This window comes from Stenotrophomonas sp. Pemsol (assembly GCF_003586545.1).
GTDB classification, from domain to species: Bacteria; Pseudomonadota; Gammaproteobacteria; order Xanthomonadales; family Xanthomonadaceae; genus Stenotrophomonas; species Stenotrophomonas sepilia.
This window is the reverse complement of record NZ_CP025780.1, coordinates 1,918,302-1,934,625: the sequence shown is the minus strand read 5'-3', so window position 1 is coordinate 1,934,625 and position 16,324 is coordinate 1,918,302. Positions and strand designations below refer to the sequence as shown.

The following is a 16,324-nucleotide window of genomic DNA, read 5'->3' as shown; positions in this document are numbered from 1 at the left end:
CGTCGGACACTCAGAACGGTACGACCTGGATGGTGAGGGTGCTGCTGGCACTGCCGGCCCGCAATGCGTCGGCATTGCGGATGAAGCGTACCTGCATGCTCTGGCTGCCGGCGCTGGGCAACCCGCCGGCGCCGGGCGCCAGGATATTGGCATACCAGCGGTCAAAGAGGATGGGGTCCTGGCTGCCGTCCGCACGCTGCAGGGTGACCAGCATATCGACACCGCGTGCGGTACCGCTGGCGGTCAGGTGCCCGGGCACGCCGCTGACGGCGGCAGCCGACAGGAAGCGGAAGTCGCCCCGCCCACTGTGGCCCTGGTTGCCTGCGCGGCAGCGCCAGGCGAACGAGAAATTCGCTGGAGGCCCCACGTCGCCCAGTTCGCGCAGCATGCCCAGATGCGCGCTGGGAACGGTGAGCGTGGACGGGGGCGCAGAACTGAACTCGCAGCTGGCATGCTCGCGCGGGCGCCGCCGCACGCCCTCCACCGACAACTGCTGTAGCGATAGCCCATAGCTCATGTCACGGACGGCCAACGGTTCCAGGTCGCCCATCAGGATGTCTTCGCCGGCGAAGTCCCGCAGTGCCACGAAGCGGTAGTCCACTTCGATGGGCAACGAGGCGGTGGGGTCACCCTTGACGTAGTTCGCGTAGGCGGTGACGACCGTGCCGGCAGAACCTACGGCCTGCCACTCGGAATACTCCGGCTCACCCGATCCGGAAACGGCCCGGATGTAACGGAACTCGACCTGCACGCCGATGCCGTCGTGATCGGTGCTGAAGATGGCTCGGCCATCGGTGAAGCCCACCATCTTGCCCTGTGCACGCACGTAAACGCGGGCACTGGCTGTTGGGTCGCAGTCCACGTAGTAGTTCACCACCGCACGGGTCCAGCCGACCACAATGTCGTTCTCGGCGTACGAGTCGTAGTAGCCTGGCGCGGCGGACATCCATTTCGCCGGGCCAGCACTGCAGGCATGAACAGCCGGGCAGGCGACGGCGAGCACGCCCAGCAGCAGCCATGCCAGCCAGCGGCCGGTTGAACGATATCCTGCCTGCACCTGCTCGCCCACGCGACGATCTCCTGCGCTGCCAAGCCGGACGGTAGCGCAAAGGACACACGACGACCAGCCGGGCAGGGGCGGCATCCCGTTGTCGCCATAGACGCGGTGATGGTTGCGGCGGCTGTGGCTGAAGCTGGGACGCCAGAGAAGACAAGACTGTCGCGTCGGGACCGGTAGTCCACGCCAAGGCCCGGAACACGGGGAATGGCCGGTATGCGACAATGCCGCCCGCTGCATGAATGTCTCCGTCTGTGCACCGCAGCGCTTGCTGATGGCAGGCCGGTTGTGCGCATGATGGATTGCCACCGGAAAAGGGTGGCCGGGTGTGGAAACCCGTTTAGCTATGCGTTGTTTACGCTTGCCAGCCGGCGTCGCCTTGCGCGGCGCCGGCTGGCATTCCGTTCGCGTTCCATGGCGGGCGGTACGTGGGGTGCGCGCAAGCGTACCCACCGGGTAATGACGCTTAGCTACCGGTTTCCACACACGTACCGTCCCGCCGCCTTTGTTAAGGGCGGTGGCGCCGTATTTCTGTACGGAGACCAGCCATGAACCCAGCGGATGTTCCCCCTCTGCGCACCCGGTACGCCCCGGCCAACGGCGATGAGGGCGAGGAAGCGAGCGCAAGGCCCGACCCCAACAACCTGATCGCGCTGCTGCACCAGATTGGTCGCGGCGTGGCCGCGGACGGCCAACCCTGGCCCGAGCGCCATCAGTTGCCGGGCCGCTGCCAGGCCCTGGCCGACACTGACGGCGCCCTGGCGGGCCTGCGCATCGTCAACGAGATCCTGCTGGCCGCCGAGCGCGCGCGCCAGAACGGTGGCCCGGAACACTACGTGGGCGATCGCGTGATGGAAGGGCTGAAGCTGGCCGCGCTGGCGCTGACCAACCACGCCATTTTCCGGCTGCATCCCGAATAGATCCGTACCATGCATGGGTGCTGTTCATGTAGAGCCGGGCCCACGCTCGGCTCTACAGCAGAGCTACGCTACCGTTGGTGCTTCATCGGCCGCCACGCGGCAACCGCGCTGGCACCCCACGCCACCCACGCGCCCAGCGCCACGTAGACCAGCGCCTGCAGGCCGGCCGCAAGCACGAACGGTTCGGCGCGCTGGGCCATCGGCAGGCACACGCCACCCAGCACCAGCAGGCCGGCCAGCAGCCATGCTGCCGAGCCCATCGACGAACGTTCCGGCGCGACACGGGGCACCACCGCGCATGCGGCCGCCACGCAGAACGGCAACAGCAGCGGCATGGCCTGCCAGGTCACGCCCACGGCCAGGCTGGCAACGGCGATGACACCCCAGCAGATTCGCTCGCGCGCAGCCGGATGGCTGGCGCGTGCCAGCGACTTACCCAGGGCATGGATTGCAACCGCGATCGCACCGCCCAGCAACAACCCCGCAGCGACGTCGCTCCAATAGTGAACCCCCAACCAGACCCGGGCCATCCCGGCGATCACTCCGGCCAGCAGCGCGATGCCCAGCACTGCCGCGCGCTTGAACCCTCCGGTGGTGTGTTGGCGTGCCAACAACCACAGCGCGGCCAGCACGAAGAAGCAGGTAGCGCTGGTGGTGTGCCCGCTAGGCAGGGAAGGGCCGGCGGCACCGGCCAGGCTGAGCGTGGTGTCGAAGCTGAAGGGGCGTGGCACCGGTGCGAAGACCTTGATGCTCTGCACGGCCAGCGTGACCACCATCAGCGCCATCAACATCAGGCGGGATGCCTGCGCGCCGAACGCCACCCACAACACAGGCATCGCCAGCAGATAGAACCAGAATTCGCCCAGGGCGTTACCCACCACCGCCAGCCCGCGCACCGGCCACTGCTGGGTACGTTGCACGCGATCCAGCTCCGCCTGTCGGAAGGCAGAGGCGGGCCCGAAGCGCGCGACGGGACGTACTTCGCTCTCGGCTACTGCGTGCAGGCGCTGATAGGCGTGCTCCAGCTGTTGCGGGAAGCGCGTACGCAGCTGGCGGGCTTCGTCGCGGGTGACCCAGCGCGCCTGGATAAGCTCGCGCCCGAGATGCGGGGCGTCCAGGACATCTATTGCAGCCCCCTGCACCTGTATGGGCTGGGTCGCGCGGCAGGCGAACACATGGACACCGGCGTCGTCTTCCAGCAGGTCGGTGGTGGCGATCTGCAGGCCGGTCTCCTCCCACGTTTCGCGCAGGGCTGTCTGCGGAGGGAGCTCACCGTGCAATGCGGTACCACCAGGAAGCTGCCAGCGCGAGGTGACGTCCTGCACCAGCAGTATGCGCTCGCCCGAACGCATGACGCAGACCGATGCAGCGCTGGCCAGCTGGGGCACGAGCAGGAGTGTTGCGAGCAGCACACTTCGCAACGAGGCGGCGAAGGAAGGGAGGGCTGGAAGGGGCATGGCACCGCCGCGTGAGAGGGTCACGCCGATGGTGGAGCCCCGCTGGGAAGGACACTATCGGATTCGTACGAATCCGATAGTGTGCTTCAGCGGATCCGCGTCGTGCCTGACCGGGCGCCGATGTCCCGGCACCTCGCGGGCGTCATGCCAGCGAACGGGGCTGAGGGCGTGCATGCAGGTAGTTGTCCAGCCGGTCCAGCAGGAACCAGTTGGAAGGGTCGTGTGTGATGAAGTCGCTGGCAGATTGCAGGACTGCCTGCACGACATCGGGCGTGGTCAGGCTCCCGGCGCGATGCAGCAGTTCCAGATGCCCGGTGCCGTGCCGGCTGATCCAGCTGGCCGCCAGCAGCACCGGGCAACCGGCCTTGGCGGCCAGTTGCAGCGGCGCCAACGCCAAGCGTGCGTCGCGCCCGAGGAAGCGACAGCGCACCGGGTCGCCGAAGCGCTGTGGGCCAATCGCAGCGGGGAGATCAATGAAGGCGACGGCGGTACCACCCCGGCGCAGATGGCGGAACAGCGTCGTGGCCAGGCCTGGCTCGCCCGGATGCACCACGTCCACCCGGTGCCCGAACGCTTCCAGGCTCTTCAACGCCTGGAACATGGCGTCGCCCTCCCGGCACAGGGCGGGCACAAGCACGTGCGCAGACTGTGGATGGGCCTCGATGACCCGCGCGACGGCCAGGCGATATTCCCCGGTGTGCAACAGCGCAATCAGGCCGCCGCTGGCCGCCATCTCCTGCCAATAGTGGTGCGGGTCGTTCCATTGCATGTCATGGATCCGACGGCGCCATTGCGCCGGTCGCCTGATTTCGTAACGACGGAAGCGGACATCGCGCAGCAGTTCGATGGCAACGTGCAGCGCCGCCTGCTCGATTGCGTCGGCGTGGTCCAGACCCAAGGCCTGGAGATGACAGAGCGCAGCTGCATACCGTGATTGGCGCAACGGCCACGCGATTGCCTGCGAGCTCATCGCAGCGCGCATGAGTGGCGCATCCCATCGACCGGGCAAGGGCGCGGCGGCCATCACCAATAGATGGCGCAGCAGTTGGCCGCTGATGTGGCCCATGGCCTGGCGGGCGATCCAAGCCTGGCTCATGCAGGCACGACGCGGGCCTGCGGCGCAGCCATCGACCGAAGTTGGCCTTCCTGCATGCGATAGCGCTGATCGCAGGCGGCGACCAGTTCTGCATCATGGCTGGCGATCAGGCAGGTGACCGGCAACGACTTAAGCGTTTGGATGACGGCGTCGCGCGCGTCGCGGTCCAGATGCGCCGTCGGTTCATCCAGGATCAGCAGGTCTGGCTGCATGTACAGCGCGCGGGCGATCAGCAAGCGCTGGCGCTGGCCGCTGGACAGCTCAACCCCGGCAAACCCCAGCTGCGTGTTGTAGCCGGCGGGCAGGGCCAGCGCTGCCTGATGCAGGTCAGCCTGCTCCAGCGCCTGCTGCAGGCGGCGTTCGTCGCGCACGGGGCAGTCGGCGTAGATGTTGTCCACCAGGCTGGCCGGCATCACTTCATCGCGATCGCCGACCAGTGCGATGCGCCGGCGGTATTGGTCCAGGCCGAAGCGCTGCAACGGCACGCCATTGACCCGGACCGCGCCCTCGTCCAGTGCGTGAAAGCCGGCCGCCACCTTCAGCAGGGTGCTCTTGCCGCAGCCGGAAGGGCCGGTGACAACGGTCTTGCTGCCCATGGCCACCTCCAGATGAAGGTTACGGAAGGTCGGGTTGTCGAAGCTGCCATAGCGGTGCGTGGCACCACAGATCGCGAGACTGCGCACCGGCTCGTCGCCGGCCGCTGCGCTGGAGCGGTAGCCGGCGTCGCAGGGCAGTTCGGGAAGTGCATCGGTGATGTCGGTGGTCCGTGCCAGTTCCACCTGCGCCAGGCGCAGGCCGGCATAGCGTTCCATCATGCGCTGGGTGCAGCCCATGAACATGTCCTTGTACAGGACGAATGAGAACAGGTCGCCGATGGTATTGTCGCCACGCAGCACGGCCAGCGCGCCCAGCGCACTGATCACCAGCGTATTGGCATGCGAGATGGCTTCGTGCGCCGTGCCGGTCATGGCCTGGATGCGGTCCACGCGCGCCCGTGTGCGCTGTACATCGGCCTGCTGGTTGGCCCATTCGGCCAGCCGCACGCCTTCCTGCCCGCGCAGCTTCACCGTCTCCATTGCAGTAACGGCCCGCAGCAGCGTGTGGTTGCGCGCGGTCTCTGCATCGATGGATTGCCGCTGTGCCTTGGCCATCGCTGGCAGGCTGATGGCGCGGATGGCGAAGAACAACAGGCTGAGGCCCACCGCTACTCCTGCCAGTTTCATGTTGATCAGCGCGATCAGTACCAGGAAGACGACCGCGAACAGAGCGTCGATCGTGATATCGACCCAGCCCTGGGTATACGCCACATGCGCCAGATCGGTGGCTTCCAGCCGACGCAGGATGTCAACCGGGCGCCGGCGCTCGAAGTATCGCGTTGGCAGGCGCAGCACGCGCGACATCAGGCCAGCCGATAGATCGGTGTTGATCGAGGCCCGAAGCCGCTCATTCACCAGTGTGCGCAGCCAGGAGGCAGCAACGCTGATGGCGAAGATCAGGCCGAAGACATACAGCAGCAGGTAGAGCAGTTCCTGGTCGTCCTTGACCACCACTTCGTCGATCACCAGCGAGAACAGCTTGGGCGATGCGATGGCCACCAGCTGTGCAAGCACCCCGAGCACCGCCAGTGTGGCAAGGTGATTGAGCAGGCGTGGATTGCTGGCCAGCACGCTGCGCACGGAAAGGGGCGAGGCGGTGCCTGCCTCGCCTTCGTGCGTGAAGGTCGCGGTTGGAATCAGTTCCAGTGCGGCACCGCTGAACAATGGCATGGCCTCGGCCCAACGGAACTGCCGGCGTCCGACGGCCGGATCGATGATGGAAAGACCACGTTGGCTGACTGCTTCGACCACGACAAAGTGGTGCTGGTCCCAGAACAGGATGGCGGGCAGGCGCAGTTCGCCGATTTCCTGCAGCGAGAGCTGGAGAGGTCGCCCGGCAAAACCAAGTTCTTCGCCGATGCGCAATGCCTGGAACAGCGACAGGCCATCGCGTGAGACGCGGTAGCGTTGCCGAAGCTGCTGCAGGCCGACCTGCTTGCCATGGTGTTGGGCGACCATGGACAGGCAGGCGAGGCCACATTCGGCTACTTCGCCCTGCAGTACCGGGGTTATCCGACGGCGGCCGAGCAGGGAACGGAGAAGGGAGGTGAAGGGCTTGCGCATCACGGGTGCTCGTTGTTCAGCAGGACGTCGCCGCTGTTGCGGGTCCATCCCCTGAGGACGGGAAGAAACAGCCACTCAAGCAGGTTCACTTCCTGCAGGCGCACCGAACCCTGCAGATCCATGCCGTCCTTCAGCCATTCCGGACGGATACGCACGCTTGCCGGCGACATGTCCAGTGCTACGTCGGCGAGAAACGCTGGGGCGTCCTTCTGATCGGGCAGGCCTGGAATGGAGAGCGTGCCCGAGGTCAGGCGCAGGACCTTTCCCGGCACCAGCCCATGACGCTCATACGGGAATGCATCGATGCGCACGTTGACGGTGTCCCCGACCTGGACGAGCCCTGCCGTTCGCTGGGGAAGACTCAGCCGCGCCATGGGTTGGCGCGCGTCGGCATCGGTCCGTATCAGCGCCAGCGGAGCCCCGGGGACCAGGTTGTCTCCGACGGCCGGCGACACCATGTCGACAACGCCGGCGACCGGGGCAAACACCGTGTAGCCGCGCTCGCGGCGCTGGGCATGGATGCGCTCCTGAAGGTCGTTGCCGCGCAACATCAGGCTGTTGAGGCGCGTGGTCAGTTCCTCTTCGGTGCGTTTGCGTTCGTGCTGCAGTTGGGTGCGGCGCTGGCGCGCGGCCAGGATGGAGGCCTGCATGTTGGCGTGTTCGGCGCGCAACTGCTGCTGCCGGGCCTGGGCGTCTTCAAGTTCAAGCTGGGTGACAAAGCGTTGCTCGGCCAACGCCTGGTAACGCTTCCGCGCACTGTCGGCCAAGCGCTGTCGGGCCGTAGTGGCTTCCAGCGCGGCATTGAGCGCGCGCAGTTCTTGGTCCACCTGCTGGACCTGCTCATCGATGCTGCGCAGGCGGAGCGTGTGAAGCGCCTGCGCCTGCCTGGTTTCGTGCTGCACGCTGGAATGCACTTCCTGCAGGCTCTGCAGGCCGAGTGTGCCGGCACTGAGACCGTGTTCGGAGACAGCGTCGAGTTCTGGAATAGTGACGCTGGCCAGCGGCTGGCCTGCTTCGACTTTCTCCCCAGGCGCAACCCGCAGCACCTGCAATACGCCGGCACGTTCGACAGTTACCCGGGTGATGTTGCCCAGTGCGATGTATCCACGTACTTCTTCGGTGCGCGCGTAACGCCCCTTCAACAGCACCACAAGTACGAGTGCGGAAACCACCGCCAAGGCCCACGACAGTGCGATGCAGGATATTCCGGTGCGTGGAAGAACCTGGCCCAGTTTCTCGATCATCAACAGCTACCCACAGCAGAGCGAGGCGGAGGGCCGCCTCGCGGGTTCACGCATGGCTCAGTGGATCAGCACCACTTCCACGGGCGCCATTCCCACTTGATCAGCGCGATCGCACCGTAGAGCGACAGGCCGGCGCCGATAATGACAAGACCGCCACCACCGCCACGAATGGACTGGGCCTGGCTTTCAGACAGGGTCTGCATCGTTTCTCTCCTAGCGTTGAAGCGTCGTCGAAGCTGACGACGCACGAATGATGTAGGCCGTGTGAAGGCGTTGATATCGGACACGTTCTAGAGCGAACGAGGGCGGGCGCAGATCGCGTGACGGAACGAAACAGAGCCGAGCATGGGCTCGGCTCTACAGGAGTTCCATGCCTGCTCAGAAATCCATGGTTGCCGAGAGCAGCACCGTCCTCGGTGCGCCCAGCGCCAGGCTCGACAGCAACGGCATGCCCCAGTATGCTTTGTTGGTCACGTTGTTCACGCTGGCTCTCAGCGCAAGCGGTCGACCCGCCACAGCGGTGCTGTAGCGCGCGCCCACGTCGAACAACGTGCGCCCCGGCACCGACAGGCGGTTGTCGGCACTGATGTACTGCTTCGACATCGCCGTGGCATTACCTGTCAGAGTCAGGCCTTCCAGCGCGGGCACATCCCACTCCACGCCCAGCTTGGCCTGACGCTGCGCAACCGCTGTGGCCATGCGGCCTTCATTCACGCCGCCAGCCGTGCGGGTCAGTTTCGGCTGCACATAGGCCACGCCACCGAGCAGGCGCACGCCGTCCAGTGGTGCTCCGAAGAAGCCCCATTCCACGCCCCGGTTCCGCTGTTCGCCGCCAAACGAGAAGATATTCGTGACCGGGTCGGTGTAGCTGCTGGGCCGCTTGATTTCATACAGGCTGAAAGTGTGCGCGAAGCGGCCCAGGTCCAGCTTCAGGCCCAGCTCCTTCTGCCTGGTGCGGAACGGTGCGAACACTTCACCGGCATTGGCAGCGGTCATCGGCGCGGTCGCGCCCTGGCTGAGGCCTTCGATGTAGTTGGTGTAGAGGGAGATCGTGTCGGTCGCCTTCACCAGCAGCGCCGCTGCCGGGGTAGTGGCGCTCTCGTCGTAGCGTGAGGTGCGTGCACCCGTGGCCACGTTGAAGGTCTCGCTGACCACCTGCTGGCGGCGCACACCCAGCGTCAGCTGCACACGTTCATCGGCAAAGGACAAGGTGTCGGCGAAGCCGATGCTGTCCAGCCGCAGTTCGGTATGCGAGATGTGCGGCGCTACGAACGGCGCGACCGGGCCCCACACCGGGTTGTAGAGGTTGGTGGTCCAGTCCCAGCCGGGCACGCTGCGGCGGCCGTAGTCGTTCTGGGTATGCTGGTAGTGGGTCACATTGGCAGCCCACTGGTGGCCGACGCTGCCGGTGTGGAACGAACCGCGCAGGCCGGCATCGCCGGACTGCTTCCTGATATCGAAGGCGAGCTGGCCGATTACCGTGGTGAAGTCACCGGCCGGGTTGAGGATCTGCGCGCTGATCGAACCGTTGTAGCGGTAATCGGTCCTGCTGGTGCCATAGGCCAGGTAGGCCATCAGGCTATCGTTGATGTCCAGTTCGCCGCGCAGCATCGCGCCCTTGTCCTGGCTGTCCACGTAGGCCCAGTCCGGGTTGATCAGCGTATCGCCACGCGGCGGCCGCGGAATGGCGACGCCGGGTGCCAGGCCGACGCCACGTGCGGGGCCATCAACACGGTCATCGGCGCTGTACAGATCGGCCGACAGCCGCGCACGCTCGCCGCGCCAGTCTAGGGCCAGCGAACCGAGCTGCACCTTCTTGCGCTGCTTGCCGACCGCGCCATCGCCATCACGGTACGCGCCGTTGAAGCGGATGCCGAACTGCTTGTCGGCGCCGAGCCGACGGCCCATGTCCACATGGGTGCCGAACTGCGCATCGGAGGCGAAGTTGGCGCTGACCCGCAACAGCGGCTGCTCGCCAGCGCGCTTGGGCACCAGGTTCACCGCGCCGCCCACCGAGCCGCCCGGCGGCATGCCATTGAGCTGCGCGGAGGGGCCTTTCAGCACCTCGATGCGTTCGAACATTTCCGGCGAGGTACGGTAGTACGGCGCCATGCCGCTGAGGCCGTTGAAGGTGGTGTCGCTGGTGCTGGAGGCAAAGCCGCGGATCGCGTAGTTCTCGCTCCATGCGCCGGTGACGCCGTTGCTGAAGACGGTGGGGTCGGTGGCGGCGATGACGTCGGTCAGGTCCTTGGCCTGGCGGTCGCGGATGAAGGACTCGGTATAGCTGACCGTACTGAACGGCGTGTCCATGAAGTCCTTGTTGCCGAGCAGGCCGACGCGGCCGCCGGCAGCCACTTGCCCGCCCGCATAGTCTGCGGTGACCCGGCGCTGTTCCTGCACCTGCACCGAGGGCAGTGTGGACGGCGCGGTGTCGGCCAGCGCGGCGCACGATGCCATCAGGCCAAGCGCGAGCGCCGATGCGCGGTAGCGCCGCGCCAGGCCGTGTGGGAGTGGCTGGCTGCAGGACGCGGCGGCAGCTCGGTTCTGCGGGGAAGAGGAGGGGTACGTGGTCATGCCAGGGTCCTGTGAATCTTGGGCGCGAGCGCGCCTGGCGCGCTGCCATCGGCAAGCACGGGAAGAGCGCGCAGCGCAGGGTTGTCGGCTGGGTGGGGGACCTGGCGGGAAGTGAGCTTGGGGCTCGGTTCGGGCGGCGCCATGAGTGCGAACCAGACGCATTCCGAATTAGTTGGGTAAATTAAACTAAATAGACCGAAGCGGACAAGAGGGTCCCTTTGCTGGCACCCTCGGCAGGGTATGAACACGCACCGTATGAGCCCGCACCCCGATCCAACGGCGCCGACCCGTGGCCGCCCGCCCACCATCACCCCCGAGCGCCTGGCCGACATCGGCATTCGCCTGGGCCTGCCCAACCTGACCATGGCCAACGTGGCCGCCGAACTGGCGGTGACCCAGGCCGCGCTGTACAAGCGCGTGGCGAACCTGGAGGCGCTGAAGCGGCTGGTGGCCCAGGCGGTGTTCCAGCGCTGGCAGATTCCGCGCGCCTCGGCCGATGCGGCGGGCGGCCTGCAGGGCTATCTGATGGTGTTCGTGGAATCGTTGTGCGAGGTGGTGAAGGCGCATCCCGGGCTGCCGCCGTACCTGCTGCGGCGCACGGTGGCGACCGCGCCGATGCTGGAGAAGATCGCCTCCCACCAGGCGCACGTGGCCGAAGTCTTCGGCCTGCCGATGGACAAGGCACGCTGGCTGCTGGCCACAATCGCGTTCTACTGCATCGCCGGCGCCGACACCATCTACGCGATTGCGGATGACGAAGAGGGCCAGGTGATCACCGAGTTCAAGCAGGGCATGCGGGCGCTGGTGATCGGGTCGTTGCAGATGCTGGATGCGGACGGCGCGCTGTAACGTCGAGCCAGGCCGGACAGCCCTCCGGGCGGGCACTCCATGCGCCCCGTGAGGACATCTGGAATTTGTCCTATGCATGGCCCAGAGCCGTACGTCTAGGCTGGGGGCTGGATCCTTCCATCATCTTCCGGAGCCCTCAATGCATGCCCCCTCCCGCGCGCCGTTGCCCCAGCGAGCGCTGCTGTGGCTGAAGAAGGAGGCCTTGCCGCTGCTGGTGCTGCTGGGCCTGTTCTTAGCAGCACGTGACACCTTGGCCAACCATTACGTGGTGCCAACCGGTTCAATGCAGCCCACCCTGCAGCCGGGTGATCGTGTGGTTGTCGACATGCGGGCGCACGGCCTGCGCCTGCCTTTCACCGGGCTGAAGCTGATGGGCGACAACGTGCCGCAACGCGGGGAGGTGGTGGTGTTCGCTTCCCCGGCCGATGGCGTGCGCATGATCAAGCGCGTGGTCGCAGTAGCCGGGGACCACGTGCGCTTGCAGGAGGGACGATTGACCATCAATGGCCAGCCTTTGCAGGTGACTGCCATGACTGACGTGGAACGGTTCGGCAAGCGGCAGGCCCGACTGGATCTAACGCATGGCGGAGGCCCGGACATTGCCGATCTGCGGGTACCTGCCGGCAAGGTGCTGGTGCTGGGCGATCACCGTGGCAACAGCCTGGACGGCCGCTTCTTCGGCTGGGTCGATGCGGACCGGATCTACGGCCGCGCCGTGGCGGTGTACTTTCGCCGCGGTGAGGGCGTGGTCTGGCAGCGCCTGTAGTTGGGCCCGGTGAAGTGTCCGGGTGCGATGAGCGCTAGCCCTCGGGGGAATTGCCGTGTTCCCATCCACGCATGGCGTGGATCTACAATGCGGCCATGCCAGCTACGCCCACCCTCGATGACCTTCGCCGCTATGCAGTGGCGCGCACCCTGTTCAGGCCGACCACGCTGCTGACCGCGATCCGGCGGTTGGGCTTCGTGCAGGCCGACCCGATCCGGGCACCGGCACGCGCGCAGGACCTGACCCTGCGGCACCGTGTGAAGGACTACCGCTCAGGCGATCTTGAGCGGCGCTACAGCCGCTTGCCGGTGGAAGAGGACTGCCTGGTGAACTACGGCTTCCTGCCACGCGAGCATCTGGCGCTGATGCACCCGCGCGCGGCCAAGCGCGAGTGGGACGCCGAGACCCATCGCCGCGCTGCCGAGGTGCTGGCGTTCGTGCGCGAGCGCGGCAGTGTGCACCCCCGCGAGGTTGACCAGGCGTTTGCGCATGGCCGGGTGACCAACTACTGGGGCGGCACCAGCAATGCCAGCACGCACCTGCTGGACGGCATGCACTACCGCGGCCTGCTGCGCGTACAGCGGCGCGACAGTGGCACCCGCATCTATGCAGTGGCCGCGCATGCCGAGCCAGATGCCAGCGAACAAGCGCAGGTCGAGCGCGCGGCCGCGCTGATCGACCTGGTGGTGCGCAAGTACGCGCCGCTGCCATCGGCCAGCCTGACCTATCTGGTGCGCCTGCTGGGCTATGGTGCACCGCATCTGGCCGAGCAGACCCGCAAGGCACTGGCGCTGGCCAAGCAGCAGCTGGCCAGCTGCACGCTGGAGGGCACCACCTGGTACTGGCCGGCGGACGAGAATCCGCGTTCGCGCCGCTATGCACCGGACGAACAGGTGCGCCTGCTGGCGCCGTTCGACCCGGTGGTGTGGGACCGCCGTCGCTTCGAGCTGCTGTGGGGATGGGTGTACAAGTTCGAGGCCTACACGCCTGCACCGAAGCGCCAGTATGGCTACTACGCACTGCCGGTGTTGTGGCACGACCAGGTGGTGGGCTGGGCCAATCTCAGCGTGCGCGAGGGTGAGTTGGTGTCGAACGTGGGTTATGCCGGCAAGTCGCTGGCCCGCGACAAGGTGTTTCGTGGCGCGCTTGAAGACGAACTGCAGCGCATGGCGGAGTTCCTGTAGCGCCAAGCGGCGCATGGGCGCCTATCGCTCCTGTCAGCCGCCAACCTTGGTTGGCGCTGGCTTCCACCGGTATCCACCAAGGTGGGCATCTACCGGTCAAGCGGCGTCCTTGCGCTCCGCATCCTCCATGCCGGGGCTGACGCGGCGGCCGATGTCCTTCAACCGTGCCAGCTGATCCACCATCGACGGTGCATCATCCAGGCTGCCGACGAACGTCCAAAGGTAGGTCATCACCGCGTACACATGGCCCGGGGTAACTCCGTCGGTGGTGGCAAGGCGGCCGATGGTCAGCGCGAACAATGCCGCAGCAGCCAGCCCGATCACCACATAGGCGCCGGCTTCGCGATCGGACAGCAGGATGCGCAGGCGCGACAGCGTGGTGTAGTGGCGGCGCAGTACCGAGGGGCTGACCCGGTCGACCAGGCGGATCTCGTGTTCCAGGCGGTTGTTCAGCCGGCCATGCAATTGCTCGTTGCGGCGTGCGAACGACGGCAGTACCAGCAGGGCCCCGAGCAGGGTGACCAGGCCAGCGGCACCGACCATCGGTTCGATCGCCAGCAGCATGGCCACCGCACCGAACATGGATGCCAGCGCGGTGGCGATGATCGGGACGTGCTTTTCAAAGAAGTCGACGAACTCGCGGGCCAGCACCACGCGTGCCGCCGAGGTGGACGTGGCCTGGCCCAGGCGGCGCTGTGCCTGCACCACGCTCACTGCCAGATCGGCATAGATGCGGGTGAAGGTGCGGGTATCGACCGCTCGACGGGCGGCGCCGACCAACCAGAACAACAGCACCACGCCGACATAGGAAACGGCATGGCCGATGTTGCCGCTGATGATCGCGTCCACCGCGAAGCCGGCGAACAACGGATAGGCCAGCAGCAGGGTGTTCTCCAGCGCCACCAGCGAGAACGTGCCGGTGAGCTGCCAGGGATAGGTGCGCAGGATCGCCTTCAGAGTGGCGGCCGCATTCTGCTGCCCGATGCTGCCGGCGGCTGCCGCTGGATCGTTGGGGTGTTTCATGGGATGCCTGGGTGGGTCGGGGACAGGGCAGGGGACGGATGCCTGCCATCTCCCGGGTTGCGCCCAGTATCTGCGGCCCTTTGGAGCGGGCATGGAGGATCGATGGAGATTGCGTGGAGAAACCGGCGCCGTTCAGCGAAGCGAATGCCCATCAAAGGTGGGCCGCTACCAGGGCAGCGTCTGCCGCGTCCTCAACGACGCGCATGCACCGGCCAACGGAGCTCGAACGCGCTGCCGCCGCGTTCGGTTGGGCGGCACTGCGCCGTTCCGTGATGGGCCACGGCAATCGCCCGCACCACGGCCAGGCCTAGGCCGGAGCCTCCGCTCTGTCGCGATCGCGAGACATCGGTGCGCTGGAACGCCTCGAAGATGCTGTCGCGAAGCTCGTCGGGCACGCCGGGGCCGCCGTCTTCCACTGTCACGGTGCAATGGCCTTCGGCCAGCGTGACACGAACCCGCAGTGGGCAGGGGACGGCATGGCGTCGTGCGTTTTCCAGCAGCGCCAGCACCGCCTGGCGGATGCGGGCCGGATCGCAGTCCGCCAGTGACGGCCGTGCCTCCAGGGTCACCGAAAACCCGCTTTCGGCCAGTGCGTCGGACATTGCTTCCACCACCGCGGCCACCTGCACGCTGACGTCGCTGCGCTGCAGGCGCAGATCGAGGTGACCGCTCTCGGCCAGGCTGACCACGCGCAGGTCTTCGATGATGCGGGTGAGTCCTTCGAGCTGGGTGAGCATGCTGTTGAACTGCTCGGGGCCCGGCTCGAACACACCCTCGGCAATACCCTGCAGGCGGCCGCGCAGGATGGTCATCGGCGTGCGCAGTTCGTGCGCGATCGCCGCGTTCCAGAACACACGGTTCTCGGACATCCGGCTGAGCCGTTCGGCCATCGAGTTGAAATCACTGACCAGCGTGGCCGCTTCGGCCATCGTGGTGTTGCCGCCACGTGCACGCGCTTCCAGATCCCCGCTGGCCACCCGGCGCAGGCTCTCGGCCACCGAGTTCAACGGGGTGATGATGCGCCGGGTCAGGCGCGAGGCGACCAGCGTGGCGAAGATGACCACCACGGTGGCGGTCAAGCCGATCCACAGCCATTCCAGCCCGGACGGCATGATCGTTTCCGGCGCGTCGTACCAGCGCGGATAGAACACCTCCAGCAGGTAATAGAACAGGTAGAAGCCACTGATCGAGAGCACCGTCGAACACAACGAGGCGACCGTGATGGAGAGGGTGATCTGGCGGCCGATGCTCTTGCCTTTGGGATTCATCGATCAGTCCAGGAAACGGTAGCCGACGCCACGGATGGTGGCGGGAATGCCGATCACGCCCACCTCTTCAAGCTTGCGCCGCAGCTTGCTGACGTGGCTGTCGACGGTACGTTCCTGCGCATCACCTTCGGGCAGGCAGGCATGCAGCAGGTCCGCGCGCGCATGCACTTGGCGCGGCGCGCGCGCCATATGCACCAGCAGCCGGAACTCGGTGAGGGTGACGCTCAGTGCGTGCACCTGCTCGCCGGTGCGCACCGTCACCTCGTGGCTGCGCAGGTCGATCTCGAACGGCCCCTGGCGGATCAACCCGTTGGGTTCTTCGGCGGCGGTGGGGGCACTGCGGCGCAGCACGGCCTGGATGCGTGCAACGATCTCAGCGGGATTGAATGGTTTGGCCACGTAGTCGTCGGCACCCACGCGCAGGCCGGTCAGCCTGTCCACGTCCTGGTCGAGCGCGGTGAGCATGATCACTGGCGTGTTGCCGCGCCGCCGCAGTTCGCTTAATACCTGCCAGCCATCGAGCCTGGGCATCTGCACGTCCAGCAGCACCAGGTCCGGGCGCAGCTGGCGATGGCTGGCGAGCGCCGCCTCGCCGTCGGCGGCGCGTGCGCTGCGCAGGCCGGAACGGGCCAGGTAGGCACCGAGGATATCGGCGATTTCGCCTTCATCTTCGGCAATCAGGACCAGGGGCGCGGGCCGGCTACGGAGTTCATGTCTCATTGCGTGC

Annotated in this window: 14 protein-coding genes; 4 read left to right on the top strand and 10 right to left on the bottom strand. The window is 66.5% G+C overall.

The features are described 5' to 3' along the window. Positions 1 to 10 precede the first annotated feature (10 nt). Positions 11 to 946: a hypothetical protein gene (locus PEM_RS09025; RefSeq protein ID WP_146256602.1), complete on the bottom strand. Its 936-nt coding sequence runs from the start codon at positions 944 to 946 to the stop codon at positions 11 to 13. A gap of 659 nt (positions 947 to 1,605) precedes the next feature. Here PEM_RS09025 and PEM_RS09020 point away from each other — a divergent pair. Next, a complete protein-coding gene (locus tag PEM_RS09020) occupies positions 1,606 to 1,977 on the top strand; it encodes a hypothetical protein (protein WP_111129284.1) in 372 nt (123 codons plus the stop codon). 68 nt (positions 1,978 to 2,045) lie between these two features. Here the strand turns inward: PEM_RS09020 and PEM_RS09015 are convergent, their stop codons facing one another. The 6 genes from PEM_RS09015 to PEM_RS08995 form a co-directional block, all read right to left on the bottom strand. After that, positions 2,046 to 3,365 (bottom strand): bifunctional NUDIX hydrolase/phosphatase PAP2 family protein, encoded by a 1,320-nt coding sequence (locus PEM_RS09015; RefSeq protein WP_162911587.1) that lies wholly within the window; start codon positions 3,363 to 3,365, stop codon positions 2,046 to 2,048. A gap of 211 nt (positions 3,366 to 3,576) precedes the next feature. Continuing rightward, positions 3,577 to 4,530, bottom strand: coding sequence for a hypothetical protein (locus PEM_RS09010; protein WP_146256601.1), 954 nt, complete (start codon positions 4,528 to 4,530; stop codon positions 3,577 to 3,579). Next, positions 4,527 to 6,689 carry a peptidase domain-containing ABC transporter gene (locus PEM_RS09005; protein ID WP_111174824.1) on the bottom strand — a complete coding sequence of 721 codons (2,163 nt, stop codon included), beginning with the start codon at positions 6,687 to 6,689 and terminating at the stop codon, positions 4,527 to 4,529. The genes PEM_RS09010 and PEM_RS09005 overlap by 4 nt, the downstream gene beginning before the upstream one ends. Then, a complete protein-coding gene (locus PEM_RS09000; RefSeq protein ID WP_111174823.1) occupies positions 6,689 to 7,933 on the bottom strand; it encodes an efflux RND transporter periplasmic adaptor subunit in 1,245 nt (414 codons plus the stop codon). Before PEM_RS09000 ends, PEM_RS09005 begins: the two co-directional genes overlap by 1 nt. Before the next feature lie 65 nt (positions 7,934 to 7,998). Beyond that, positions 7,999 to 8,136, bottom strand: a complete 138-nt coding sequence (locus PEM_RS20260; protein ID WP_155760274.1) for a hypothetical protein — start codon at positions 8,134 to 8,136, stop codon at positions 7,999 to 8,001. Positions 8,137 to 8,311: 175 nt separating this feature from the next. Further along, the gene (locus PEM_RS08995; RefSeq protein ID WP_111174822.1) at positions 8,312 to 10,507 is read right to left on the bottom strand and encodes a TonB-dependent siderophore receptor; all 2,196 of its coding nucleotides are present in this window, start codon (positions 10,505 to 10,507) and stop codon (positions 8,312 to 8,314) included. A gap of 255 nt (positions 10,508 to 10,762) precedes the next feature. On the opposite strand from PEM_RS08995, the gene PEM_RS08990 reads away from it, so the two are divergent. The 3 genes from PEM_RS08990 (at position 10,763) to PEM_RS08980 (ending at position 13,306) form a co-directional block, all read left to right on the top strand. Beyond that, entirely contained in the window at positions 10,763 to 11,356 is a 594-nt protein-coding gene (locus PEM_RS08990) for a TetR/AcrR family transcriptional regulator (RefSeq protein ID WP_005416676.1), read from the top strand. Positions 11,357 to 11,495: 139 nt separating this feature from the next. Continuing rightward, positions 11,496 to 12,122 carry a signal peptidase I gene (lepB, locus tag PEM_RS08985; RefSeq protein WP_065196347.1) on the top strand — a complete coding sequence of 209 codons (627 nt, stop codon included), beginning with the start codon at positions 11,496 to 11,498 and terminating at the stop codon, positions 12,120 to 12,122. 71 nt (positions 12,123 to 12,193) lie between these two features. Then, positions 12,194 to 13,306, top strand: a complete 1,113-nt coding sequence (locus tag PEM_RS08980) for a crosslink repair DNA glycosylase YcaQ family protein (protein ID WP_005416674.1) — start codon at positions 12,194 to 12,196, stop codon at positions 13,304 to 13,306. Positions 13,307 to 13,402: 96 nt separating this feature from the next. Here PEM_RS08980 and PEM_RS08975 read toward each other — a convergent pair whose 3' ends face one another. The 3 genes from PEM_RS08975 to PEM_RS08965 all read right to left on the bottom strand — a co-directional run bounded on the left by PEM_RS08975 (position 13,403) and on the right by PEM_RS08965 (position 16,317). Next, on the bottom strand, positions 13,403 to 14,329 hold the full coding sequence (locus PEM_RS08975) for an ABC transporter six-transmembrane domain-containing protein (protein ID WP_111174630.1): 927 nt from the start codon (positions 14,327 to 14,329) through the stop codon (positions 13,403 to 13,405). 191 nt (positions 14,330 to 14,520) lie between these two features. Then, positions 14,521 to 15,597, bottom strand: a complete 1,077-nt coding sequence (locus PEM_RS08970; protein WP_005416672.1) for an ATP-binding protein — start codon at positions 15,595 to 15,597, stop codon at positions 14,521 to 14,523. A gap of 3 nt (positions 15,598 to 15,600) precedes the next feature. Then, on the bottom strand, positions 15,601 to 16,317 hold the full coding sequence (locus PEM_RS08965; RefSeq protein WP_032954218.1) for a response regulator: 717 nt from the start codon (positions 16,315 to 16,317) through the stop codon (positions 15,601 to 15,603). Positions 16,318 to 16,324 lie beyond the last annotated feature (7 nt).